We start from the raw sequence: 22,927 nt of genomic DNA on the forward strand, positions 1-22,927 counted from the left end.
GACGACGTCGCTCCCCCGTGCGGGGGAACGCTCGCGACGGTCAGCCCGCCCGGACGAAGCCCGACTCGTAGGCGCGCACGACGGCCTGCGTGCGGTCGCGCACCCCGAGCTTGGCGAGGACGTTGCCGACGTGCGTGCGCACCGTCTCGACGCCGAGGTAGAGCTCGCCCGCGATCTCCGCGTTCGACAACCCCTGCGCCACGAGCCGCAGCACCTCGCCCTCGCGCTCGGTGAGGTGCGCGTCGCGCAGCGCGTCACCCGCGGGCGGTCGCGCCGTCGCGAGCCGCCGCACGGCGTCGGGGAACAGGAGCGACTCGCCCCGCGCGACGACACGGACCGCCTGCGCGACCTCCTCGGGCCGCGCGCGCTTGAGCAGGAACCCGTGCGCGCCCGCGCGCAGCGCGTCGAGCACGTGGTCGTCGTTCTCGAACGTCGTGAGGACCAGCACGCGCGGCGCGTCGTCGCGCTCGAGGAGGGCGCGCGTCGCCGCGATCCCGTCGACGCGCGGCATGCGCACGTCCATGAGCACGACGTCGGGTCGCGTCCGCGCGACGACGCCCGGCACCTCCGCGCCGTCGCCCGCCTCGCCGACGACCTCGAGGTCCGGCTCCGCGCCGAGGATGACGCGCAGCCCCGCGCGCACCAGGGGCTCGTCGTCCACGAGCACCACGCGCGTCGTCCCGTCGGTCATCCGCCCGATCCTGCCAGCGGGAACGTCGCGCGCACGACCCACGCGCCGCCGTCGGGCGCCGGACCCGCCGACACCTCGCCGCGCAGCAGGTGGGTCCGCTCGCGCATGCCCGCGAGACCGCGACGCTCGCGGCCGGGGTCGCCGGGTGCCCGACGGCGCGTACCCGGTCCGAGCGCGTTGCGCACCTCGACGACGAGCGCGCTGCCCGGACCCCGCGCCACCGCGACGGCGACCGGCTCGCCGGGCGCGTGGCGGAGCGCGTTCGTGAGCGCCTCCTGCACGACCCGGTACGCCTCCTGCGACACCGCGCGCGGGACGTCGGGCAGCAGGACCTCGTCCTGCGCGAGGTGCACGTCGACGCCCGTGCGGCGCGCGTCGTCGAGCAGGGCGTCGAGGTCGGCGAGCGTGCGCGCCGGGCTGCGCACGGGCGCGCCGCCACGCGTGGCCGCGGCGGCGTCCGCGCGGAGCAGGCCGAGCACGTGGTCGAGGTCCGCCATGGCGGTACGGCCCGTCTCCTCGATCGCGGCGAGCGCGGCACGCGCGGCGACCGGGTCGCGGTCGAGGAGGCGGGCGGCCGCGGCGGCCTGGAGGGTCGTGACGGTCAGCGCGTGGCCGACCGAGTCGTGCAGCTCGCGCGCGAGCCGGCCCCGCTCGGCGTCGCGGTCGGCCGCCGCCTCGAGCTCGGCGATGCGCTCCGTCTGGTCGGGGCCGAGGAGCGGGAGCGCCGCCTGACGCAGCACGGCGCGCGCGAGCGCGACGGCGTACGGGACGGCGAGCAGCGCGAGCACCGCGGTGACCAGCCACGCCCACGGGGGCAGCGCCTCCCACGGGCGCCAGTCGGCGAGGAGCACCGGCTCCACGCCCGTCGCGGAGAGGACGAGCTGGGTCGCCACCGGGACGAGGAACAGCACCACGACGAGCACCGCGGCGCCGAGCGCGAGGTGGAGCCCGTACCAGGCGGCGGCGCGCCAGCGCGTGGCTGCGCCCGGCGGCGGGGCGCCCGGCGCCGGCTGAGGCACGGCCACGTCGAGGAACGTCCGCACCGCCGCGATTTCGAGCGCGCGGACGGGAGCGAGGAACGGCGGCGTGCTCACGAGGACCGCCGAGACGAGCGCGAGGACGACCGTCGCGACGCGCGGCGTCTGCAACGAGGCGAACATCTGCACGAACCCGCCGACCAGCGTCACGTACGCGCCGGCGACCACGCCGCCGACCACGAGGTAGACCCCGGCCCGCACCGTGGCCGCGCTGCGCAGCGGCGCGACGACGCGCTCCCACCCGGCCTGCCCCGGCGCGGGCGCCGCACGGGTCGTGCGGGCGTCGTCGGGCGTCATGCCCCCAGTCTCGCGGGACGGCGCGGGGAGCGCCTCCCCCGGCCGGGGGAACGTGGCACCCTCCTGCGGCCCTCCCCGCGTGCCGCGCACGTCCCCCGCGCGGTCCCGCCCCGCCGCTGGTCCAATGGGCCCATGATCGGCTTCTGGTGGGGTCTCGTCGGGGCGTCGTCGCTGCTCCTGGGTGCCGCGCTGGTCTTCTGGCGACCGCCGGGACAGCGGCTCGTCGGGCTCATCATGGCGTTCGGGTCGGGCGTCCTCATCAGCGCGGTCGCGTACGACCTCGTGGAGGACGCGTCCACGCACGCGAGCGGGCTCGTGCTGCTCGTGGGCCTCGCGGGCGGGGCGCTCACGTTCTTCGTCGGCGACCGCATCATCGACCGGATGGGCGGCGAGGGCCGCAAGCGGTCCACCGGCGTGCAGGCGGAGTCCGTCCAGGCGGCGGGCGGCACGGGCGGCGCGGCGATCGCGCTCGGCACGGTGCTCGACGGCATCCCCGAGTCCGTGGTGCTCGGCGCGACCCTCATCGGGGGCGGCGGCGTGAGCGTCGCGATGCTCGCCGCCGTGTTCGTCTCGAACCTGCCCGAGGCGATGTCCGCGACGTCGGGACTGCTCAAGGCGGGCACGAAGCCGTCGCGGCTCTGGGTGCTGTGGGGGTCGACGACCCTGGTCTCGGCGCTCGCGGCCGGGATCGGCTACGTCGCGCTCGACGGCGCGTCGCCCGCGGTCGTGGCGATCACGCAGGCGTTCGCCGCGGGGGCGCTGCTCACCATGCTCGTCGACACGATGATCCCGGAGGCCACCGAGTTCGGCGGCCCGGTCACGGGGCTCGTGACGGTGCTGGGCTTCGCGACGGCGTTCGGGCTGAGCTCGCTCTGAGCCTCAGGCCGCGAGGTCCTGGCCGCTCATGCGGTGGATCGACGCCATGACCTCGTCCGTGAGCTCGCGCCGCGCCTGCGCGGGCTTGGTGCCGGCCGTGATCTGACGCTGCGGGTCGATCGGCTTGCCGAAGTGCACCTCGACGCGGTGCAGGCGCGGGATCCGCTTGCCGATGGGCTGCACCTTGTCCGTGCCGCGCACCGCCACGGGGACGACCGGCGCGTGCCCGGCGAGCGCGAGCCACGCGACGCCCGTGCGGCCCGGGTGGAGCTTGCCGTCGCGCGAGCGCGTGCCCTCGGGGTAGATGCCGAACGCGCCGCCGCGCTGCAGCACCTCGAGCGCGTCCTCGAGCGAGCGCTGCCCCGCCCGCGGGTCGTCGCGCTGGACGGGGATCATGCCGATCGTCGTGAAGAACCAGCGCGACAGCCGGCCCTTGAGCCCGCGGCCCGTGAAGTACTCGGCCTTCGCGAGGAACGTGACGTGCCGCGGCGCGACGATCGGGATGAGGATCGAGTCGATGAACGACAGGTGGTTGCTCGCGAGGATGACCGCCCCGTTGCGCGGGATGTTGTTGCGTCCGGTCACCTGTGGCCGCAGCAGCACGTAGGCGAGCAGCGACAGGATGAGCCTCAGGACGCGGTAGGTCATCCGTTCATTGTGCACCGTCGTCGGCGCACGTCCGTGCACGCTGCGTTCGACGCCGGCGTTCCCGCAGGTCGTCCGACGTCACCTCCGGTTCATGCGTCGCCGCGCGCCCCCGCCGACGCCACGCGGCGCGCGCGGCCGCCGCGCGTCACCGCGTAGAGCGCCAGGATGACGACCACGAGACCGGCCGTGGACAGGAGCTGGGCGCGCGCGGCGTCGTCGGTCAGCATGAGGACGGCCAGCGCCGCGAGCCCGGCGAGCACGGCCCACGTGAGCCACGGGAAGCCCCACATGCGCAGCGTCATGGGCTCGCCCGACGCGCGCGCCTGCGCCTCGATCCGACGGCGCAGCCGGAGCTGCGACACCGCCACGAGCACCCACACGACGAGCAGCGCCGCGCCCACGGCGTTGAGCAGGATGCCGAGCAGCGCCTCGGGCAGGAGCCAGTTGAGCCCCACCGCGACGAGCGCGAAGAACACCGAGACGAGCACTGACACCCACGGGACGTCGCGACGTGACACGCGCCGCAGGGCCCGCGGGCCGTCGCCGCGCCCGGCGAGGGAGTACGCCATGCGAGAGGTGCCGTACACGTTCGCGTTGAACGCGGACAGCAGCGCGACGACCACGACGACCTCCATGACGCGGGCCGCGCCCGGCAGCCCCGCGAGGTCGAGCACCGCGACGAACGGGCTCTCGGCGAGCAGCGGCGAGTCCCACGGCAGGACGAGCACCATGATCGCGACCGAGCCCAGGTAGAACACGAGGATCCGCCACACGATGCTGCGGGTCGCGCGCGCGACCGCGGTACGCGGCTCGCGCGCCTCCGCCGCGGCGATCGTGACGATCTCGATGCCGCCGAACGCGAAGACGACGACGAGCAGCCCCGCGGCGATCCCGCCCCACCCCTCCGGCGCGAAGCCGCCGTGGCCCAGGAGGTTCGACGTGCCGACCGGGTCGGTCCCGGGCAGCAGCCCGAGGACCAGAAGGACGCCGACGACGAGGAACCCGACGATCGCCGCGACCTTGACGAACGCGAACCAGAACTCGAGCTCGCCGAACTGCCGGACGCCCCACAGGTTGATCACGGCGAACACGACGACCACGACGAGCGCGACGCCCCACTGCGGCACGTCCGGGTACCAGCCGGTGACGATGCGCGCGGCGCCCGTGATCTCGGCGCCGAGCACCATGACGAGCATGAACCAGTAGAGCCAGCCGAGCAGGAACCCGGCCCACGGCCCGAGCGCCTCCTCCGCGTACACGGAGAACGACCCGCTCGCGGGCCGCGCGCTCGCCATCTCCGCGAGCATCCGCATGACGAGGATGACGACGACGCCCGCGATCGCGTACGACACGAGGACGGCGGGACCGGCGGTCGCGATCCCGACGCCCGAGCCGAGGAACAGCCCCGCGCCGATCGCGGAGCCCAGCCCCATCATCGTCAGGTGCCGCGTCCGCAGCCCGTGCCCGAGGTGGTCGGCCGCCGGGCTCTCGGTCGGTGCGCCGCTCGCGGTCGGTGCCGGACGCTCGGGCGTGGGGGTGCTCATGGTGCGGTCCTGCGGTCGGGGTGCCGGCGTCGTGCTCGACGCCGACCCACGACGCTACACGTCCCGGGCACGACGGCGCCCCGCACCCGGCGCGAGGGGGTCGCTCGGGGGCGGGGCGGCGTCGGGCACGACGCTGTGCCTGCTCGGCGGATGCGTCTACGGGGTCGCGGTCCGCGGGAGCGGGGCGACCGCGTGCTGCCGGGGCGCGGTGCTCTCGCCGTCGGCCGCACCGTCCGCGGGAGCCGCCCCGGGTGCCGGGGAGGGCACCCCGTCGACGTGCTGGTCTCCCGCGACGGTCGCCGGGTTGGCCCCGGGCTCGGCGGCGGGAGCGACCGTGTCGGTGGCCGCGGGCCGGCGCGTCGAGCCGTTGATGACGCCGTCGTCCTCGAGATCGTCGAGGTCGTCCTCGTCCACCGCGCTCGCCCCGTGCTCCGCGCCCGCGGCGAACACGGACGGGTCGGGCGGGTTGCCGAGCTTGACGTGGTTGAAGAGCAGGTTGAGCAGGATCGCCATGACCGCGGCGGAGCTGATGCCCGAGTGGAAGATGATGCCGAACCACGTGGGGAACTGGTCGTAGAAGTCGGGCTTGGCGATGGGGATCATGCCGAACGAGATCGACGCCGCCACGATGATGAGGTTCATGGGGCGCGAGTAGTCGACCTTCGCCAGGGTCCGGATGCCCGACGCGGCCACCGAGCCGAACAGCACGACGCCCGCACCGCCGAGGACCGGCGTCGGGACGGCGGCCACGACGCGGCCCAGGACCGGCAGGAGACCGAGGACCACGAGGATCGCGCCACCCGCCGCCACGACGAACCGCGACTTCACGCCCGTGATGGCCACGAGCCCGACGTTCTGCGCGAACGCCGACTGCGTGAACGAGCCGAAGAACGGCGAGACGACGGACGACGCCATGTCGGCGCGCAGGCCGTTCGCGATGCGCTTGCGGTCCACCTTGGTGCCGACGATCTCGCCCACGGCGATGATGTCCGCCGTCGTCTCGGTGAGGGTCACGAGGATGACGATGAGCATCGAGATGATCGCGGCGATCTCGAACGTCGGGGCGCCGAAGCCGAGGAACGACGGGAAGGCGGCGACCGGGCCGTCGCCGACGCCGGAGAAGTCCGCCTTGCCGAGCGCGAGCGCGATGAGCGTGCCGACGACGATCGCGATGAGGATGGACAGGCGCGAGATCGTGCCGCTGCCCACCTTCGACAGCAGGATGACGATCGCGAACGTCAGCGCGGCGAGGCCGATGTTGCTCACCGAGCCGTAGTCGGGCGCGCTCGCGTTGCCGCCCATCGCCCAGTTCGCCGCGACGGGCATGAGCGTCAGGCCGATCGTCGTGATGACCACGCCCGTGACGACCGGCGGAAAGAACCGGATGATCTGCGCGAAGAACGGCGTGATGAGCAGGCCGACCGCCGACGCGACGAGCACCGCGCCCAGGACGCCCGGGATCCCTCCCCCGCCGTTGACGATCGCGACCATCGTGGACACGCCCGCGAACGACACGCCCTGCACGAGCGGGAGCTGCGACCCGAAGAACGGGATGCCGAGCGTCTGGAGGATCGTCGCGAGGCCGCCCATGAAGAGGGACGCCGCGACGAGCGTCCCGATCTCGGCCCCGGTCAGCCCGGCGGCGCCACCCACGATGAGCGGCGGGGCGATGATGCCGCCGTACATCGTGAGCACGTGCTGGAACCCGTACCCGAACGTCGACTCGATGGGCAGCCGCTCGTCCTCGGGGCGTACCGGACGACGTTCGGCGCCGTCCGTGGCCCTCGTGGCTCGCGCGTTCATAGCGGACCTCCTCGTCAGCTATCGTTCCGCTTGGCGGAAAACTACTTCCACTATTCGAACGCCAAGTGTGACGTGTGTCAAGTCCCTCCCGGCAACTCGCGCGTGGCCTGCGGTGACGGCCCTCGGTCGTCGGCCGCCGCAAAGCACTGGCACCTGCCCGCCCGGCTCCGTAGCCTCCAGCCGTGACCGCCACGCTCCGCCCCTACCGCCCCACGGACCTCGACGCCGTCGTCGACCTGTCGCTGCGCGCGTGGGAGGACGCCTTCACCTCGTGGCGCGCGATCCTCGGCGAGCGCCTCTACGGGCTCGCCTACCCGGACTGGCGACGCAGCCAGGAGGCGGACGTGCGCGGCGCGTGCGAGAAGCACCCCACGACGACGCTCGTCGCAGAGCGGGCCGGCCGCGTCGTCGGGTTCGCCACCACGGTGATCGGCGAGCCTCCCGCCGAGGGGGCCCGCACCGCCGACCTCGAGATCATTGCCGTCGACCCCGACGCTCAGGGCGACGGCATCGGGAGCCTCCTCGTGGACGCCGCCCTGCAGCTCATGCGCGACGCCGGGTGCGCGTACGCCAACGTCTGGACCGGCGGTGACCCGGGGCACGACGCCGCGCGCGCCCTCTACGAGTCGCGCGGCTTCACCGCCCTCCCCGTCGTCCACTACTACCGCGAGCTCTGAGCGGGGACGCCCCGGCCGGTGGCCGGGCACGTCCCCGCTCGGCCGCGGGTCAGCCCGCGACGAGGCGCCGGGCCGCGGCCGAGTGCTCGGCGACCAGGGCGCCGAGGTCGAGGTCCGGGATCGCGCCGTCGACCACGCGCCACTCGCCGCCGACCATGACGCGGTCCGCGCGGTCGGCCCCGCACAGCAGGAGCGCCGCCACCGGGTCGTGCGCGCCGGAGAAGCGCAGCTCGTCGAGGCGCCACAGCGCGAGGTCGGCCTGCTTGCCGACGGCGAGCACGCCGACGTCGTCCCGGCCCAGCACGCGCGCGGAGCCCCGCGTGCCCCAGCCGAGCGCGCGCGCCACGGGGATGTCGGCGCCGTACCGGAGGCGCTGGAGGTAGAGCGCCTGCCGTGCCTCGAGGATCATCGTCGAGGCGTCGTTCGACGCCGAGCCGTCGACCCCGAGCCCGACGGGCGCGCCCGCGTCCTCGAGCTCCACGGCGCGCGCGATCCCGGACGCGAGGCGCATGTTCGACGTCGGGCAGTGCGCGACGCCGGTTCCCGCGGCCCCGAGGCGGCGCACCTCCTCGTCGTCGAAATGGATGCCGTGGCCGAGCCACGCGCGGTCCGTGAGCCATCCCACCGACTCGAGGTAGTCGACCGTGCGCATCCCGAAGCGATCGCGGCAGAAGTCCTCCTCGTCGATCGTCTCCGCGAGGTGCGTGTGCAGGCGGACGTCGAGGTCCTCCGCGAGGGCCGCGCTCTCGCGCATCGCGTCGGTGGTCACCGAGAACGGCGAGCACGGCGCGAGCGCGATCTGGACCCGCGCCCCGGCGCCGCGCTCGTGGTACCTCTCCACGAGGCGCTGCGAGTCGGCGAGGATCACGCCCAGGCTCTGCACGACCGACTGCGGCGGCAGACCGCCGTCGTCCTGGCCGAGCGTCATGGACCCGCGCGTGAGGGTCGCGCGCATCCCGAGCCGCTGGACGGCGGCGACCTGGAGGTCGATCGCGTCGTCGAGGCCGGCCGGGAAGACGTAGTGGTGGTCGGCGGCCGTCGTGCAGCCGGAGAGCAGCAGCTCGGCGAGCGCGACCGTCGTCGCGAGCTCGTGGTCGCGCGGGGTCAGGCGCGCCCACACCGGGTAGAGGCGCTGGAGCCAGGGGAAGAGCGGGGCGTCGGCGACCGGCCCCCAGGCGCGCGTGAGCGTCTGGTAGAAGTGGTGGTGCGTGTTGATCAGCCCGGGCGTGAGCACGTGCTGGGACGCGTCGAACGTCGCGTCGACCGGGGCGGACGGCTCCGCGCCCGCCGCGACGACCTCGGCGATCACGCCGTCCTCGACGACGACCCCGCCGCGCGCGTCCGGCGCGTCCGGGGAGTCGTCGGCGGTGAAGACGCCGAGCGGGTCACGGACCCAGGTGCGGGTGCCGGACGACGGGCTGGTCATGGTGCCTCCTGGTGGCTCGTCGCTCACCGGGGCGCGGCTCCGGCGCCACGGTGCGCCGGCTCAGTGGTCCTGTCTGCCGATCCAGGTGCCGCGGGATCCGCGGCTGGGCCGACCGTAGGCCGGGGCGCGACGCACCGTCAACCCCGACGGACGACGCCGCGGGCCTCCGCCGCGCGCGACCTGCGGCGCTGCGGGATCCTGGGACCCGCCGCCCGCCGACACCCGGAGAACCGCCCGTGAACGTCTACGCCCCGCTCGTCCCGGTGTTCGTCGTCGCGCTGCTGGCGCCGCTGCTCGCGGGGCTCATGCCGGTGCGGTCGCGCGTGCCGCAGGTCGTCGTGCTGCTGCTCGGCGGCATCCTCATCGGGCCGGCCGCGCTCGACCTCGCGACGCCCGACGACGTCACGCTCCTGTCCGACCTCGGCATGGGGTTCCTCTTCCTCCTTGCCGGGTACGAGCTCGAGCCGAACCTCCTGCGCGAGCGCGTGGGGCGACGTGCCGGGGCGGCGTGGCTGACGTCGCTCGTCGTCGGGGCGGCCCTCGTCCTCGCCGTCGTCGGCCACGACTCCCCGCACGCGGTCGCAGCGGGGGCGATCGCGCTCACGACCACCGCGCTGGGCGTCGTGCTCCCCATCCTGCGCGACGGCGGTCAGCTCGGCTCGCGACTCGGCCGCGCGGTGCTCGTGGTCGGGGCGGTGGGCGAGCTGGGACCGATCGTCGCGATGGCCGTTCTCCTCGGGACGCGCGAGAGCGGGGTCGCGGCGGTCCTGCTGGTCCTGTTCGCCGTCGTCGCGATCGCGCTGTCCGCGCTACCGGGGAGGCTGGGGCGCCTCAAGGCGCTCGGCGGCGACCGCCTCTTCAGCGCGGCGGAGCACGGGACCGGCCAGAGCACCCTGCGCCTCACCGTGCTGCTGCTCGTCGCGCTGCTCGCGCTCGCCGCGGGGCTCGGGTTCGACGCGGTGCTGGGCGCGTTCGTCGGCGGGATGGTGCTGCGCCGCTGGGCGCCCGGCGACGTCGAGGCGCTGGAGAAGAAGCTCGACGCGGTCGCGTGGGGCGTGTTCGTGCCGGTGTTCTTCGTCAGCTCCGGCATGGGCCTGGACATCGACTCCATCGTCGCGTCCCCGCTGCTGCCGCTGACGTTCTTCGCGCTCATGGTGGTCGTGCGGGGCGGCCCGGTGCTGCTGTGGTTCCGGCGCGAGCTGCCGTCGGTCGAGCGCGTCCAGACCGCGCTCTACGCGGCGACCGCGCTGCCGCTGCTGGTCGCGCTCACCGAGATCGCGGTCGAGCAGGACGCGATGACGTCACGCGTCGGCGCGGCGCTCGTCGGCGCGGGCGTGCTGTCCGTGATCGTGCTCCCGATGGTCGCGAGCCGGCTCGGCCCCCGGCTCGCGACCACCGACGGCGCCGACCCGCCGAGCGGTGCACGTGCGCACGAGTGAGGCACTCCGGGGTGCACCGTCCGTGCGCACGCGCAGCGCCCGACGCGGGCCGTCAGGCGAGCGGGCCGGACGTCAGAAGGTCCACTGCTGGTTCGTCGAGCCGTGGCAGTCCCAGATCACGAACCGCTGGCCCTCGTAGAGCGGGTTGCCGCCCTCGGCGTCCAGGCACCGACCCGACTGCGGGTTGCGCAGCGTCTTCGACCCCGCGTCGTAGACCCACTTCTGCGCGCCCGTGCCGTTGCACGTCCAGAGCTGGACCGCCGTCCCGTTCGCCGTGCCGCTGCCGCTCACGTCGAGGCACTTGCCGAGCGCCCGGATCGTCCCGTCGCTCCCCCGCGTCCACGACTGCGCGACGTTGCCGTTGCACGGGACGATCTGCACGCGGTTGCCGTCGTGCGTCTGGCCCCACGGGACGTCGAGGCAGTACCCGTTCGCGATCCGGATCGTCCCGGTCCCGGTCGGCAGGCTGCCACCGGGGTTCGGGTTGGAGGTTCCCGAGCCGTTGTCGTAGACCCGGACGTAGTCCACCTTCATCTGCTGGGGGAACGAGGTCGTGCCGTCGGGGTACCCCGGCCACTGCCCGCCGACCGCGACGTTGAGGATGAGGAAGAACGGCTGGTCGAACACCCACGCGTTCGCGCCGACGCTCGCGCGCGTGACGCGGTGGAACTGCTGGCCGTCCACGAACCACGTGATCTCGCCCGGCTTCCAGTCGACCGCGAAGGTGTGGAAGTCGTCGGCGAACGACCAGCCCTGCGGGTGCTGGTACATGCCCGTGATGCCGGCGCCGCCCGAGTACCCCGGTCCGTGCACCGTGCCGTGCACGCGGTGCGGCTCGAAGCCGACGTTCTCCATGACGTCGATCTCGCCCGACGCCGGCCAGCCGACCCCCGGCAGGTTGCCGCCGAGCATCCAGAACGCCGGCCAGATCCCCTGGCCGCGCGGGATCTGGATGCGCGCCTCCACGCGCCCGTACTGCGGCTGGAACTTCCCCTGCGTCGTCATGCGGGCGGAGGTGTAGGACCCGTCGGCCTCGCGGCGCGCGGTGATGACGAGGTGGCCCTGTCCGTCGAGCGCCGAGTTCGCGCGCGACGTCGTGTAGTTCTGGAGCTCGGCGTTGCCCCACCCTCCGGCGCCCGTCTCGTGGTTCCAGCGGGCGGAGCTCGGGGCCGAGCCCGCGGCGCCGTCGAACTCGTCCGACCAGATGACGTCACCCGGCGCGGCCGTCGCGGCGGGGGCTGCGACGAGCGCCCCGGCGCTCACGGCGAGCACCGCGACCGCGCCCGCCAGGACGCGGCGCGCGGCGTCGCCGAGGCGCGGTGCCGGACGGCGTCGTGGCCTGCCAGGTCGTGGACGGGCGCCCCGCAGGGGCGTGGGACGGGGTGAACGCTGACGTGCGAGGTCCATCGATCCTCCAGGTCCGGCGGCGACTGCCACCTGCGTCTCGCCACGGTGCGCGACGTGCTTCGGCGCGACTCCGCACCGGGCGGGGGCCGTTCCTCGGCCCTCCGCCCGCGAACCTACGGGCGGTCGCCGCGCCCGAGCAAGCGCTCTCTCGGCGTGTCGTGGAATCGCTCCCACTCCCACGCCTCCGTCGGGCGTCGGCGCCCGCGAGCGCCCCGAGCTCAGACCCCGGGGGCGCGGGCCCTTCGGGCGCCTCAGGCCGTCGCCGGGACCGCCGCGTCGAGGATCGCCTCGGCCGCACGGCGCGCCTGGCGCGCGACGTCGACGTCCTGCGTGATCGCCGCCGTGGTCTGCGCACCCTCGGCGAGCAGGACGACCTGGAGCGCGACGTCGTCGGGCAGGCCCGCCTCGCGCACGACGTCGCGCGCGTACCGCTGGAACGACTCCTTGTGCTCGCGGACCGCCGCGGCGACGGCGGGCGACGTCGCACCGAGCTCGCCGAAGGAGTTGATGAACGCGCACCCGCGGAACCCGTCCTCGCGGAACCACGCGTCGAGGAAGTCGAACACCGCGAGCAGCCGGTCGCGCGGGACGGTGAGACCGGCTGCCGCGCGGGCGATCCCCGCGTCCCACTGCTCGGTGCGGTGCCGCAGCACGGCGACGACGAGGTCGTCCTTGGACGGGAACAGCGCGTAGATGCGCTTGAGCGACACCCCGGCCTCGGTGCGGACCGCGTCCATCCCGACCGACTGGACGCCGCGCGCGTAGAACAGCCGGTCGGCGGCGGCCACCACCAGCGCGCGAGCGCTCGCGTCGTCGAGCATCGTCACCTCCTGTTCATCGCCCCCCTCTTGCGGGGAGAACCAGCGTTCTCTAGTGTAGCGACTCACGGGAGAACGACCGTTCTCCCGACTCCGCGAAGGGAGCACGACCATGGGGTACATCACCGTCGGGCAGGAGAACTCCACCGACATCGAGCTCTACTACGAGGACCAGGGCACCGGCCAGCCGGTCGTCCTCATCCACGGCTACCCGCTCGACGGGCACAGCTGGGAGCTCCAGAAGCGCGAGCTGATCGACGCCGGCCACCGCGTCGTCACGTACGACCGCCGCGGGTTCGGCGCGTCGAGCAAGGTCGGCAGCGGGTACGACTACGACACCTTCGCGGCGGACCTCGACACCGTCCTCGAGACGCTCGACCTGCGCGACGTGATCCTCGTCGGGTTCTCCATGGGCACGGGCGAGCTCGCCCGCTACGTCCACAACCACGGGCACGAGCGCGTCGCCAAGCTCGCGTTCCTCGCGTCGCTCGAGCCGTTCCTCGTCCAGCGGGACGACAACCCCGAGGGCGTCCCGCAGTCGGTGTTCGACGGGATCGTCGACGCGGCCCGCGCCGACCGGTACGCCTGGTACACCGACTTCTACAAGAACTTCTACAACCTCGACGAGAACCTCGGGAAGCGCATCAGCGAGGACACCGTGCGCGCGAGCTGGATCACCGCGATCGGGTCCGCGCCGGTCGCCGCGTACGCCGTCGTGCCCACGTGGATCGAGGACTTCCGGGCCGACGTCGAGGCCGTCCGCGCGGCGGGCAAGCCCACGCTCATCCTCCACGGCACGAAGGACAACATCCTGCCGATCGACGCGACCGGGCGCCGCTTCCGCCGGCTCGTGCCGGACGCCGAGTACGTCGAGATCGAGGGCGCGCCCCACGGTCTGCTCGTGACGCACGCGGCCGAGGTCAACGCAGCGCTGCTCGCCTTCGTCGCCCGCTAGGCGACCTGCTAGGCGACCGACACGCGATAGTCGTCGGCGTCGTCGTCCCAGGCCAGGTCGACGGCGCCGGCGGCCTGCGCCGCCTTGCAGAACTGCAGGAACCCGCGGTAGCCGAGCGCCTTCTCGCTGAAGTCCGGGCGCTTCTTGCGGATCGCGTTCTTCAGCCCGGACAGGACGGTCGAGCCGCCCTCCTCCTGCACGACCTCGCGCACGAGCGCGAACGCCTGGTCGGTGTCGCCCTGCGCGGGCAGGGAGACCTCGGGGTCGCCCGTCGCCGGCCCCGGTGCGAGCTCGACGAAGCCCCGGTCGGCCAGGAACCGCAGGAACTCGCCGAAGTTGCGGAACCCGTAGTCGGCCTCGCTGAACGTCGGGTCCTTGCGCAGCAGCGTGCGCTTGAGCACGGACGCGGTCACCGCGCCGCTCGTCGAGGCCTCGAGGTCGGCGAGCGTCTGCGCGACGCGCACCTCCATGGGGAGGTCCTCGCCGGAGGGTGCGTCGTCGTCGGCCTCGGACGCGGGCGGCTCGACCGCCGCGGACGCCTCGACGGAGCCCGACGCCTCGGCGACCGGCGTCGTCGTCACGTCGACCTCGTCGCTCTCCGTCACGACGGGCTCGCCGCGGCGGGTCGTCCGGCCGACGGCCTCGCCCAGCTCGGCGAGCGCCGCGGCAGCCGGCGTCTCGACCTCCGGCTCGGCGATCTCGGTCGCCTTGCGGCGCCCGGTCGAGCGCCCGCCGCCGCGCTTCGCCTTGCCGGCGCCCGTCGTCGTCCCGCTCGCCCCGGCGCGCGAGCCCCGGACCGACCGGGGCTCCGGCTCGTCCGGCACGTCGACGCCCTCGAGCCGGTCGTAGAAGAGGAACTCGTCGCACGCGGGCGGCAGGAGGCGCGACGTCGACTTCTCGACACCCACCCCGATCACGCGCTTGTTGAGCTCGCGCAGCTTGTGGACGAGCGGGGAGAAGTCGCTGTCCCCGGTGCACATGACGAACGTCGAGATGTAGTCGCGCTCGAACGCCATCTCGATCGCGTCGACGACCATCTTGATGTCGGCGGCGTTCTTGCGCGACGCGCCCATGCGCTGCGGCATCTCGATGAGCTCGACCTGGTGCCGTGTGAGCGAGCGCCGGTCCTCGTCGAAGTACGACCAGTCGGCGTAGGCGCGCCGCACGACCACCCGCCCGCGCACCGCGAGCGCGTCGGCGATCGGGCCGAAGTCGAACGTCATGCCGCCCAGGTGCTCGCGCGCGCCGAGCGCGAGGTTCTCGTAGTCGATGAAGACGGCCAGGCGTTCCTCGGTGTCCATGCCCGCCAGCCTAGGTGCACGACGACTGGAGTGCGGATTGGCACTGGACCCTGCCGAACACGCCTCCCGCGGAGCGGCATCGATACGACCGTGAATCACCGCGCCGCGCCGTATTCGCGCGGCAGGGCTCGCTACCCGCGACCGCGGACAGAGACTCCGGCACAGGAGCAACGGAGCCACATGTGTTCAGATCGAGCTTCAGTGAGCCGCCGCGGCGAACACGTTCATTCCGAACCTCGCTCAAGTTCATCGAGCGCGCTGAACATTTCGGCCTCGATAGTGTCAAGCTTGAAAACTCTGCGCTTGACAAGCGAGTACAATTCTGCGAGCAGCGCATTTAAGTCCGGCCGGTCAGTGCCTGTCAGAATCTCATCGACAGCCTTAGGCTCCTTCAAACGCAGGTCGAATACGGTTAGCTCGAATGGCGCGTAGTCGTCATCGTCGCGACTCGAAATGGCAAAGCCAAAGCTACCAGCCCGCAGGACAAAGTTGTACTCGCTATCGCCAATACTCGACCACTCGTACAAGCCCTTCTGTGTCCCACGAGTAAGCCGTTCGAGCAATTGGAGCCGTGCAGTCTCGTCCAAGACGTCCATCTCACGCAACCTTCGATTGGTATTGGGCGATTAATCCAGCTGCCAGGCCCGCAATTTCGCCAATTTCACTAGATACATCCTTTGTGGCAGTCTTTACTGTACTTCGGGAGGTACTGACAAGAGTAGCCTTCGAGGCGCTGGCGAGTCGAGCGCTCGTGCGCAGTTTTCCGACAAGTTCTGAATCCACAGGCTCCTCGGAACTCTCTAGCAAGGAAGCGACCTGGCTCGCGGTGTGCGCGTAAGAAATCAGAGTCCGTTGAGCGAGGCGGCGGTCGTCATCGTGCGCCGCTTGATCCAGATCATTCTCTATGATCCGCAGTTGCGGCAGCAGAACAAGGAGATGATTCACATTCATCCGATGCAGGGCTGACTTCAGCGCTGCCGCAGTTGCAGCCGTCGCCTTAGCGGTCCGCCGCAGCTGAACAATAGCCACCCAGAAGCCGACAACGGAGACGGCAAGCCCAGCAAAGCCGATGGCGTCGCCAAGACTCATCACGTCTCCCTGAACTAGCCCGGAACGGGCACCGATACTCGACCGCCGAACCCGCTGGCGCCTGAACTCTATCGCAGCCGCCCTGGCGTTGCAGGCCTTGGCGTGACCCTTTGCGGCATCTTCATTCAGGAACGAGGGAGGCATGTGTACAGACGTACGCATCGTGTGTACGATCGTCCTCATGTGTGCGACCACCCTCGTGCGCCCGGCACGGGACGTGCGCCACGCGCGCGTCGCCGTCGCTGGGCTGTTCTTCACCAACGGCGCGCTGTTCGCCAACCTTGTCCCTCGCTACCCCGAAATCAAGGCCGCGCTTGAGCTGAACAACGCGAGCTACGGCCTCGCGGTTGCAGCGTTCCCGGCCGGGGCGATCGCGGCCGGCCTCGCCGCCGCTCCGCTGCTGCGGCGCTTCGGGTCGGCCATCGTCGCGGTGGCAGGCACAATTCTCACGAGCGTCGGCGTGCTCCTCGCGGGCGTCTCACCGGCGCTCGCGATCCTCGTCGGCGCGCTGTTCCTCGCGGGCGCGATGGACTCGTTCACGGACGTCGCGCAGAACGCGCACGGCCTGCGCGTCCAGCGCCGGTACGGCCGCTCGATCATCAACTCGTTCCACGCGGTCTGGTCGATCGGTGCGGTCACCGGCGGGCTCATGGCGGCCGCGGCCATCGCGCTGCGGCTGCCGCTCGGTATGCACCTCGCGAGCACGGCCGTGCTGTTCTCGGCAGTCGCGCTCCTCGCGTGGCGCTGGTGCCTGCGCGGCACCGACCTGGTGCCCGACGACGCGTCCCCCGGACACGCGTCGGGTGCGCCGGGGCGCGTCACGGGGCGAACGGTGTGGCTGCTCGCCGCGCTCGTCCTCGTCGCCGTCGCGGGCACGCTCGTGGAGGACGCGGGCAGCACGTGGGCGGCGGTCTACCTCTCCGGGTCGCTCGGCGCCCCGGCGACGCTCGCCGCCGCCGGGTTCGTCGCGCTCGTCGGCGCGCAGTTCGTCGGTCGGCTCGTCGGCGACCGCCTCGTCGACCGCTTCGGCCAGCGCGCCGTCGCCCGGACGGGGGGCGCGCTGGTGCTGCTCGGCACCGGGCTCGCGCTCGCGTTCCCCTCCGTCCCGGGCACGATCGCCGGGTTCGCCGCCGCCGGGTTCGGCGTCGCGACCCTGGTCCCCGCCGCGATGCAGCAGGCCGACGAGCTCCCGGGACTGCGCGCGGGCACGGGACTCACCCTCGTGTCGTGGCTCATGCGCCTCGGGTTCCTCCTGTCCCCGCCGATCGTCGGGCTCGTCGCCGACGCCACGAGCCTGCGCGCCGGGCTGCTCGTCCTGCCGCTGGCCGGCCTCGTCGTCGTGCTCCTGGCCGGCGTGCTCGCCCCGGGCCGGCGCGCCGCGGGCCGACCGGGCCCGGCCGGCCACGACCGGCATGATGCCCACGACCGCCGCACGACCGCGCCCGAGGAGGCCGCCACCGCATGACCACCGACTACTTCGCCGGCGACGACCGCACGAGCTACGAGCGCATGGCCGCGGGCGACCTGTACGTCGCCGACGACCCCGAGATCGCGCGCGGGGTCCACCGGGGCATGGTCCTCGTCGACGCGTTCCACCGCGCCGTCCTCGACGGCGACGGCGACGACACGCACGCCCGCGCGATCCTCGCCGACCTGCTCGGGTCGCTCGGCGAGGGGTCGTGGGTCAAGCCGCCGCTCGCGGTCGACTTCGGCAGCAACGTGCACCTCGGCGACCGGACGTTCGTCAACTCCGGGCTCACCGCGCTCGACGTCGCGGCGATCACCGTCGGCGACGACTGCCTCCTCGGGCCGAACGTCCAGCTCCTCACGCCGACCCACCCCGTCGACCCGCAGCCCCGGCGCGACAAGCTCGAGGCGGCCGAGCCCATCACGCTCGGCGACAACGTGTGGCTCGGCGGCGGCGTGATCGTGTGCCCCGGCGTGACGATCGGCGACAACACCGTGGTGGGCGCGGGGTCCGTGGTGACGCGCGACCTGCCCGCGAACGTCGTGGCGGTGGGCAACCCGGCCCGGGTGATCCGCGAGAACATCTGACCATGAGCGCCCCCGAGGCCCCGACCGGGCCGACCCCCCGCGCCCGCCGCCACGACCCGGAGCGCCGCGACCGCATCGTCGACGCGTGCCTCGACGTCGTCGCCGAGCACGGCGTCGCCGGCACGTCGCACCGGCGCGTCGCGGCCGCCGCCGACGTCCCGCTCGGGTCGATGACCTACCACTTCGCCGGGATGGACGAGCTGCTGCGCGAGGCGTTCGGCCGGTTCGCGCGCGACGCGGCCGCCCAGTTCGAGCGCCGCATGAGCGCCGCGCGCACGCCCGAGGAGGCCGTGCAGGCGGTCACGACGCTCATCACGCACGACGTCTTCGCGACCCAGCGCGACCTCGTCCTGTCGCACGAGCTCTACACGCTCGCGGCGCGCGACCCGGCCTACCGGACGCTCACCAACGACTGGATGCGCCGCAGCCGCGACGCGCTCGGGCGTCACTTCGACCCCGCGACGTGCCGCGTGCTGGACGCGTTCATCGAGGGCATGACCATCCACCGCGCGCTCGACACCGAGCCGCACGACGACGTCGACGTCCTCGGCGCGGTCCGGCGCCTCACGCAGGTCCTCTGACCGGCGCTCCCGTCAGGGGGCGGTCACGTCGAACAGCTCGCAGGTCGTGTCGTAGTACGCGTCGGTCGTGCCGCGGTGCGTCATGCCGATCCGTCGGCACACCGCCTGGGACGCCGCGTTGTCGGGGTGCGTGACGGCGACGACGCGGTCGAGCCCGCGCTCGAAGGCGTGCGCGAGCACCGCGGCGGCCGCCTCCGTCGCGTAGCCGCGCCCCCACACGTCGGGGTGGAAGTGCCACCCGATCTCCGTGTCGCCCGAGGGCTGCGACGGGTCGCCCGTGCCCGACGCCGGGATGAGCTTGAGCAGGATGGTCCCCACGGGCGCGGCGTCCGGCAGGTCCGCCCCGTCGCCCTCGCGCGGGACGACGGCCCAGACCCCGTGCGTGCCGTCGTCGACGGCTGCCCAGCGCTCGACCCGCTCCAGCGCCTCGTCGCGGTGCTCCAGGACGCGTGGCGTCACCCCGACGAACCGCATGACGTCCCAGCGCGAGTAGATGTCGAGGGCGGCGTCGGCGTCGTCGGGCTGCCACGGGCGGAGGGTGAGCCGGGCCGTCGTGAGGGTCTGCATGGCCCCAGGCTACGAGGGTGCGCGCCCCCCGAGGCGGGGTCAGACGATCTTGGGGAAGGTCGCGAGGAAGACGACGCCGACGACGAGGACCGCGCACGCGAGGCCGACCATGGCCCACGCCGCGCGCTCGGAGCGGAACCGGCCGGCGAACGCGCCGAAGAACAGCACGAGCGCGAACAGCACGGTGGTCAGCGTGTAGTTGTCGCCCCGCTGGTTGTTGACGAGCGCCTGCGCGAAGAGGGCGTCCGCGCGCTCGTCGGCCTCGACCGCCTCGACGGCTCCTGGCGGGACGTAGGCGTCGAGCGCGAACGGGCTCGGGGCGGCGTCGGGGTTCTGGAGGGGGCGCGAGGCGAGCCACTCCTCGAACGCGGGCCGGAAGTGCGGCGTGAAGCGCGCGCGCGTGAACTCCTCCAGCTCCGTGTCCCCCGTCGCGTACGCCTCGAGCCAGAGGCTGAAGACCTGGAGATCGATCGAGCGGGCGGTGTCCGCGTGCGCGCGGTGGGTCGAGGCCTCGATGCGCTGCGTTGACGCGCGCGAGAACGCGATCGACATCTCGCCGCCCCACTTGCTCGCCTCGAACCCGCTCCACGCCGTGAGGACGGCCGTCACCGCGAGCAGCACGACGGTGACGGTCTCGCGCCACGACCGGCCCGTGTGCCCGCCGTGCTGCGCCGTCTCACTCGTCTCGCCCGGGTCGCCCTGCCCTGCCCGCGCGACCTGCTCCGGCTGCGCGGTCCGCTCGGTCTGCTCGCCCTCGTCGGCCACGGCAGGACAGTAGCCCGCAGGACCGGGTGTCGCGCGGCGAGCCGCGGTCAGCCGCGGGCCGGAGCGGTCCCGCTCACCCGCGCCGGCGCCGGACCCCGAGCAGCGTCCCGCCCGCGACGAGCGCCGCGAGGGCCGCGGCGAGCAGCACGACGACGTCGGTCCCGGTCGTGGCGAGGTCCTCGCCGGGCGTCGCTCCCGGCGTGGGGGTGTCGTCCGTGCCCGGCGTCGGCCCGTCGGTCGGGGGCGAGGTCGGGTCGGTCGGGGTCGGGGTCGGGGTCGGCGGGTCCAGGACCGTGTTCACCACCGTGCACTCGACGTCCGCGCCGTCGTCGACCCGCACGGTGTCCGCGTCGACGAGCACGCCGCCGTCGCACGCCCACTCCTCCTGGGTGTAGTCCCAGTCGCTGCCCGACTCGGTGAGGTCGTACGTCCCGGCGGCCACCGGGACGAGCGTGACGTCCTCGCTGCCGTCGAAGCCGGAGATCGCCGTCGGTCCCGCGGCGGTGAGCTGCCAGTCGTCGGCGGGCGCGGCGCCGTCGACCACCTCCTTGTGGAGCGTCAGCGTGCCCGCGAGCCAGTGGTTGGTGACCGTGCACGTCACGTCGTCGCCGGGCTCCACCACGACGGTCGAGATCAGCGACCCGGCCTGCGGCGTCTGCACGACGCGGGCGTCGTCGCACACCCAGCGCAGGGCCGTCCAGCCGTCCGGACCTCCGGACTCGGACAGGAGGTACCGGCCGGGCGCGACGGTCACGTGCGACACGTCGGCGGACCCGGTGACACCCGAGATCTCCCGCCCCTCGCCCGTGGCGGTCAGGGTCCAGTCCGTCGCGGCGACGTCGCCGGTGAAGCCGCGGTCGTCGAGCTCCTTGACGAGCGTGAGGTGCGGCAGCTCGGCCCGGTTCGTCACGACGCACGTGACGTCGTCGCCGGGACCGAGCGTCACCGTCGACCCCTCGACCGGTGCGGGCCCGCACGTCCACCCCTCCGACGCGTAGCCGCTGTAGCCCCCCGACTCCGCCAGGTCGTAGGCCCCGGGTGGGAGCGGCACCGCGGTGACCGCGTCGCTGCCCACCGGCCCGCTCGCGACGGTCTGCCCGCCCGCGTCGGCCGCCGTGAGGGTCCACGCCTCCGGGTCGCCCGACCCGCCGACGACGACCTTCACGAGGGTCAGCATCGACCCCACGTAGGTGTTGGTCACGGTGCAGACCACGTCGTCGTCCGGCCCGACGAGCACGCTCGCACCGCCGAGCTGGACCCCGCCGACGCAGACCCACTCCCCCGGCTCGTACCCCTCGGGCCCGCCGGACTCCGACAGCTCGTGGATCCCCTCCCCCACGTCGACGTGGCTCACCGCCGCGCCGCCCGAGGGGCCGGAGATCGTCCCGGTCGTCCCGTCGGCCTGGGGACCGGTCGCGGACAGGGTCCAGTCCCGAGGAGCCGCGGGTCCGCCGTCGACCACCTTGACGAGGGTGAGCCGCGAGGGCAGGGGTGTGTTGACGATCGTGCACGTGACGTCCGCGCCCGGCTCGACCGTCACGACGGCGCCGGTCACCGGGCCGCCGTCGCACACCCAGTCGCCCGCGGTGAAGCCCGACCAGCCGTCCTCCGCGAGCGTGTAGGCGCCCGGGGGCACCGGGACGTCCGTGACCGCCGCGGTCCCGGAGCGGCCCACGACCTCGGCGTCCGACCCCGTCGCGCTGAGCGTCCAGTCGACGGGGCGGGCGAGGGTCTCGCCCGCGAGCTCCTTGACGAGCGTGAGGGTGCCGCCGCTCCACGTGTTCGTGGCCGTGCAGACGACGTCGTCGCCCTCCGCGACGGTCACGGCGCCGTCCGAGCCGTCGCCCGACGTCGCGCCCATGCACGACCACGCGCCGTCGTACCCGGCGGGACCGTCCTCGGACAGTGCGTACCGCCCGGGGCTCACCTCGGCCGCCGTGACCGCCGCGTCCCCCGTGGTCCCGGTGAGGGTCGCCGCGCCGTTCTCCGCCGTGAGCGTCCAGTCTGCTGCCGTGGCCGGACCGCCGACGACCTCCTTGACGAGAGTCAGCGTCGGCACGGTCGGCGGCATCGGCGCGACGTTGGTGACGACGCACGTCACCGAGTCGGCGAGGTCGATCGTCACCGTGCTCCCGACGACCTCCGCGCCCTCGCACACCCACCCGTCGTCGCGGTAGCCAGCCGGTCCACCCTCCTCGGAGAGGGTGTACTGGCCGATACGGACCGCCTGGTCGGTCACCGCGTCAGACCCGGACGGGCCGGCGATCGACGACGGTCCCTGCGCCCGCAGCGTCCAGTCCGCGGGCGACGCCGTGCCCCCGACCACCTCCTTGACGAGCGTGAGGGTCGGAGAGATCGCCTCGTTGTCCACCGTGCACGTGAGCGTGCCGCCCGGCGGGACGACGACGTCGGGAGTGGGGTCGAGGATGTCCTCCCCGCCGCAGTTCCAGTTCTGGAACCGGAAGCCCGCGACGCCGCCCGTCTCCCAGATCCGGTACGTGCCCGCCGGGACCTCGAGCGACTGCACGCCGTTGAGGCCGTCGCCCTCGATCACCTCTCCGGTCTCGACGTTCCGCGCGTGCATCGTCCACAGCTCCCGCCGCCCCTCCGACGAGCCCGTGTCGAGGTTCTCGATGCGCTTGAAGAGCGAGAGCCTGCCCGTCTCGGCCTGCGCGGACGCGGGCAGGGCACCGGCCGCGGCGAGCGCGAGCACGGTGCCGAGGGCGAGCACGAGCGCGACGACCGCCGCGAGCGCCGCGAGCGCCGCGGCGGGACCGGGCGTGCGGGACGTCGGGTGCGTCGAGTGCGGCGGCGAGGGGGACGGCATCGGTACGGGCACCTCCGGCAGGGTCGGATCGAACGTATCGCCGGGCTCGTCGCGACGCGCGGCGGGCGCCGTTCGTCGCACGCGGGGCACCGTTCGTCGCACACCTCGACCGCCGGTCGACGTG

General features: G+C 73.5%; 21 protein-coding genes. 7 read left to right on the plus strand and 14 right to left on the minus strand.

Annotation, left to right across the window (positions count from 1 at the left end; all coding sequences use genetic code 11):
• Positions 1-40 precede the first annotated feature (40 nt).
• Positions 41-691, minus strand: a complete 651-nt coding sequence (locus NHH00_RS17945) for a response regulator (protein ID WP_253054817.1) — start codon at positions 689-691, stop codon at positions 41-43.
• On the minus strand, positions 688-2,025 hold the full coding sequence (locus NHH00_RS17950) for a sensor histidine kinase (protein WP_253054819.1): 1,338 nt from the start codon (positions 2,023-2,025) through the stop codon (positions 688-690). Before NHH00_RS17950 ends, NHH00_RS17945 begins: the two co-directional genes overlap by 4 nt.
• 132 nt (positions 2,026-2,157) lie before the next feature.
• Here NHH00_RS17950 and NHH00_RS17955 point away from each other — a divergent pair, with 132 nt between their 5' ends.
• Positions 2,158-2,901 carry a ZIP family metal transporter gene (locus NHH00_RS17955; RefSeq protein WP_253054821.1) on the plus strand — a complete coding sequence of 248 codons (744 nt, stop codon included), beginning with the start codon at positions 2,158-2,160 and terminating at the stop codon, positions 2,899-2,901.
• Between the two features lie 3 nt (positions 2,902-2,904).
• On the opposite strand, the gene NHH00_RS17960 is transcribed toward NHH00_RS17955, so the two are convergent.
• The 3 genes from NHH00_RS17960 to NHH00_RS17970 form a co-directional block, all read right to left on the minus strand.
• Positions 2,905-3,549: a lysophospholipid acyltransferase family protein gene (locus NHH00_RS17960; protein ID WP_253054823.1), complete on the minus strand. Its 645-nt coding sequence runs from the start codon at positions 3,547-3,549 to the stop codon at positions 2,905-2,907.
• Positions 3,550-3,638: 89 nt separating this feature from the next.
• On the minus strand, positions 3,639-5,093 hold the full coding sequence (locus NHH00_RS17965) for an amino acid permease (RefSeq protein WP_253054825.1): 1,455 nt from the start codon (positions 5,091-5,093) through the stop codon (positions 3,639-3,641).
• Between the two features lie 156 nt (positions 5,094-5,249).
• Entirely contained in the window at positions 5,250-6,896 is a 1,647-nt protein-coding gene (locus NHH00_RS17970; protein ID WP_253054827.1) for a nucleobase:cation symporter-2 family protein, read from the minus strand.
• Between the two features lie 182 nt (positions 6,897-7,078).
• Here NHH00_RS17970 and NHH00_RS17975 point away from each other — a divergent pair, with 182 nt between their 5' ends.
• On the plus strand, positions 7,079-7,573 hold the full coding sequence (locus NHH00_RS17975) for a GNAT family N-acetyltransferase (RefSeq protein ID WP_253054829.1): 495 nt from the start codon (positions 7,079-7,081) through the stop codon (positions 7,571-7,573).
• A 49-nt stretch (positions 7,574-7,622) separates the two neighbouring features.
• Here the strand turns inward: NHH00_RS17975 and NHH00_RS17980 are convergent, their stop codons facing one another.
• Positions 7,623-8,999: an 8-oxoguanine deaminase gene (locus NHH00_RS17980; protein ID WP_253054831.1), complete on the minus strand. Its 1,377-nt coding sequence runs from the start codon at positions 8,997-8,999 to the stop codon at positions 7,623-7,625.
• A 236-nt stretch (positions 9,000-9,235) separates the two neighbouring features.
• Here NHH00_RS17980 and NHH00_RS17985 point away from each other — a divergent pair, with 236 nt between their 5' ends.
• Complete coding sequence (locus NHH00_RS17985) at positions 9,236-10,438, plus strand: cation:proton antiporter (RefSeq protein ID WP_253054833.1); 1,203 nt, start codon at positions 9,236-9,238, stop codon at positions 10,436-10,438.
• Between the two features lie 72 nt (positions 10,439-10,510).
• On the opposite strand, the gene NHH00_RS17990 is transcribed toward NHH00_RS17985, so the two are convergent.
• The gene (locus tag NHH00_RS17990; RefSeq protein WP_253054835.1) at positions 10,511-11,845 is read right to left on the minus strand and encodes a ricin-type beta-trefoil lectin domain protein; all 1,335 of its coding nucleotides are present in this window, start codon (positions 11,843-11,845) and stop codon (positions 10,511-10,513) included.
• Positions 11,846-12,096: 251 nt separating this feature from the next.
• A complete protein-coding gene (locus NHH00_RS17995; protein WP_253054950.1) occupies positions 12,097-12,666 on the minus strand; it encodes a TetR/AcrR family transcriptional regulator in 570 nt (189 codons plus the stop codon).
• Between the two features lie 109 nt (positions 12,667-12,775).
• On the opposite strand from NHH00_RS17995, the gene NHH00_RS18000 reads away from it, so the two are divergent.
• Positions 12,776-13,618, plus strand: coding sequence for an alpha/beta fold hydrolase (locus NHH00_RS18000; protein WP_253054837.1), 843 nt, complete (start codon positions 12,776-12,778; stop codon positions 13,616-13,618).
• An 8-nt stretch (positions 13,619-13,626) separates the two neighbouring features.
• Here NHH00_RS18000 and NHH00_RS18005 read toward each other — a convergent pair whose 3' ends face one another.
• The 3 genes from NHH00_RS18005 to NHH00_RS18015 form a co-directional block, all read right to left on the minus strand.
• Positions 13,627-14,919 carry a PIN domain-containing protein gene (locus tag NHH00_RS18005; RefSeq protein ID WP_253054839.1) on the minus strand — a complete coding sequence of 431 codons (1,293 nt, stop codon included), beginning with the start codon at positions 14,917-14,919 and terminating at the stop codon, positions 13,627-13,629.
• Between the two features lie 224 nt (positions 14,920-15,143).
• Positions 15,144-15,515 (minus strand): hypothetical protein, encoded by a 372-nt coding sequence (locus NHH00_RS18010; RefSeq protein ID WP_253054841.1) that lies wholly within the window; start codon positions 15,513-15,515, stop codon positions 15,144-15,146.
• Position 15,516: 1 nt separating this feature from the next.
• Positions 15,517-16,008: a hypothetical protein gene (locus NHH00_RS18015; protein WP_253054843.1), complete on the minus strand. Its 492-nt coding sequence runs from the start codon at positions 16,006-16,008 to the stop codon at positions 15,517-15,519.
• Positions 16,009-16,189: 181 nt separating this feature from the next.
• Here NHH00_RS18015 and NHH00_RS18020 point away from each other — a divergent pair, with 181 nt between their 5' ends.
• Genes NHH00_RS18020 through NHH00_RS18030 form a run of 3 tightly spaced genes read left to right on the plus strand, consistent with a single transcriptional unit; the run spans position 16,190 to position 18,644 of the window.
• Positions 16,190-17,473 carry an MFS transporter gene (locus NHH00_RS18020; protein WP_253054845.1) on the plus strand — a complete coding sequence of 428 codons (1,284 nt, stop codon included), beginning with the start codon at positions 16,190-16,192 and terminating at the stop codon, positions 17,471-17,473.
• Positions 17,470-18,063 (plus strand): sugar O-acetyltransferase, encoded by a 594-nt coding sequence (locus tag NHH00_RS18025; protein WP_253054847.1) that lies wholly within the window; start codon positions 17,470-17,472, stop codon positions 18,061-18,063. Before NHH00_RS18020 ends, NHH00_RS18025 begins: the two co-directional genes overlap by 4 nt.
• Positions 18,064-18,065: 2 nt before the next feature.
• Positions 18,066-18,644, plus strand: a complete 579-nt coding sequence (locus NHH00_RS18030) for a TetR/AcrR family transcriptional regulator (protein ID WP_253054849.1) — start codon at positions 18,066-18,068, stop codon at positions 18,642-18,644.
• 12 nt (positions 18,645-18,656) lie between these two features.
• Here the strand turns inward: NHH00_RS18030 and NHH00_RS18035 are convergent, their stop codons facing one another.
• From NHH00_RS18035 to NHH00_RS18045, 3 genes are all read right to left on the minus strand, one after another.
• Positions 18,657-19,211 carry a GNAT family N-acetyltransferase gene (locus NHH00_RS18035; RefSeq protein WP_253054851.1) on the minus strand — a complete coding sequence of 185 codons (555 nt, stop codon included), beginning with the start codon at positions 19,209-19,211 and terminating at the stop codon, positions 18,657-18,659.
• Positions 19,212-19,250: 39 nt separating this feature from the next.
• Positions 19,251-19,976 (minus strand): hypothetical protein, encoded by a 726-nt coding sequence (locus tag NHH00_RS18040; protein ID WP_253054853.1) that lies wholly within the window; start codon positions 19,974-19,976, stop codon positions 19,251-19,253.
• 73 nt (positions 19,977-20,049) lie between these two features.
• The gene (locus NHH00_RS18045) at positions 20,050-22,803 is read right to left on the minus strand and encodes a hypothetical protein (RefSeq protein ID WP_253054855.1); all 2,754 of its coding nucleotides are present in this window, start codon (positions 22,801-22,803) and stop codon (positions 20,050-20,052) included.
• Between the last annotated feature and the right edge of the window lie 124 nt (positions 22,804-22,927).

The sequence above is a fragment of the Cellulosimicrobium cellulans genome (genome assembly GCF_024124905.1).
GTDB lineage: Bacteria > Actinomycetota > Actinomycetes > Actinomycetales > Cellulomonadaceae > Cellulosimicrobium > Cellulosimicrobium cellulans_G.

Coding starts and splice junctions, on each gene's coding strand:
- NHH00_RS17955 (WP_253054821.1), top strand. CDS start 2,158: ATGATCGGCTTCTGGTGGGGTCTCGTCGGGGCGTCGTCGCTGCTCCTG.
- NHH00_RS17980 (WP_253054831.1), bottom strand. CDS start 8,999: ATGACCAGCCCGTCGTCCGGCACCCGCACCTGGGTCCGTGACCCGCTC.
- NHH00_RS17990 (WP_253054835.1), bottom strand. CDS start 11,845: ATGGACCTCGCACGTCAGCGTTCACCCCGTCCCACGCCCCTGCGGGGC.
- NHH00_RS17945 (WP_253054817.1), bottom strand. CDS start 691: ATGACCGACGGGACGACGCGCGTGGTGCTCGTGGACGACGAGCCCCTG.
- NHH00_RS18020 (WP_253054845.1), top strand. CDS start 16,190: ATGTGTGCGACCACCCTCGTGCGCCCGGCACGGGACGTGCGCCACGCG.
- NHH00_RS18025 (WP_253054847.1), top strand. CDS start 17,470: ATGACCACCGACTACTTCGCCGGCGACGACCGCACGAGCTACGAGCGC.
- NHH00_RS18035 (WP_253054851.1), bottom strand. CDS start 19,211: ATGCAGACCCTCACGACGGCCCGGCTCACCCTCCGCCCGTGGCAGCCC.
- NHH00_RS17965 (WP_253054825.1), bottom strand. CDS start 5,093: ATGAGCACCCCCACGCCCGAGCGTCCGGCACCGACCGCGAGCGGCGCA.
- NHH00_RS18015 (WP_253054843.1), bottom strand. CDS start 16,008: ATGAGTCTTGGCGACGCCATCGGCTTTGCTGGGCTTGCCGTCTCCGTT.
- NHH00_RS18030 (WP_253054849.1), top strand. CDS start 18,066: ATGAGCGCCCCCGAGGCCCCGACCGGGCCGACCCCCCGCGCCCGCCGC.
- NHH00_RS17995 (WP_253054950.1), bottom strand. CDS start 12,666: ATGCTCGACGACGCGAGCGCTCGCGCGCTGGTGGTGGCCGCCGCCGAC.
- NHH00_RS18010 (WP_253054841.1), bottom strand. CDS start 15,515: ATGGACGTCTTGGACGAGACTGCACGGCTCCAATTGCTCGAACGGCTT.
- NHH00_RS17950 (WP_253054819.1), bottom strand. CDS start 2,025: ATGACGCCCGACGACGCCCGCACGACCCGTGCGGCGCCCGCGCCGGGG.
- NHH00_RS18045 (WP_253054855.1), bottom strand. CDS start 22,803: ATGCCGTCCCCCTCGCCGCCGCACTCGACGCACCCGACGTCCCGCACG.
- NHH00_RS18000 (WP_253054837.1), top strand. CDS start 12,776: ATGGGGTACATCACCGTCGGGCAGGAGAACTCCACCGACATCGAGCTC.
- NHH00_RS17970 (WP_253054827.1), bottom strand. CDS start 6,896: ATGAACGCGCGAGCCACGAGGGCCACGGACGGCGCCGAACGTCGTCCG.
- NHH00_RS18005 (WP_253054839.1), bottom strand. CDS start 14,919: ATGGACACCGAGGAACGCCTGGCCGTCTTCATCGACTACGAGAACCTC.
- NHH00_RS17960 (WP_253054823.1), bottom strand. CDS start 3,549: ATGACCTACCGCGTCCTGAGGCTCATCCTGTCGCTGCTCGCCTACGTG.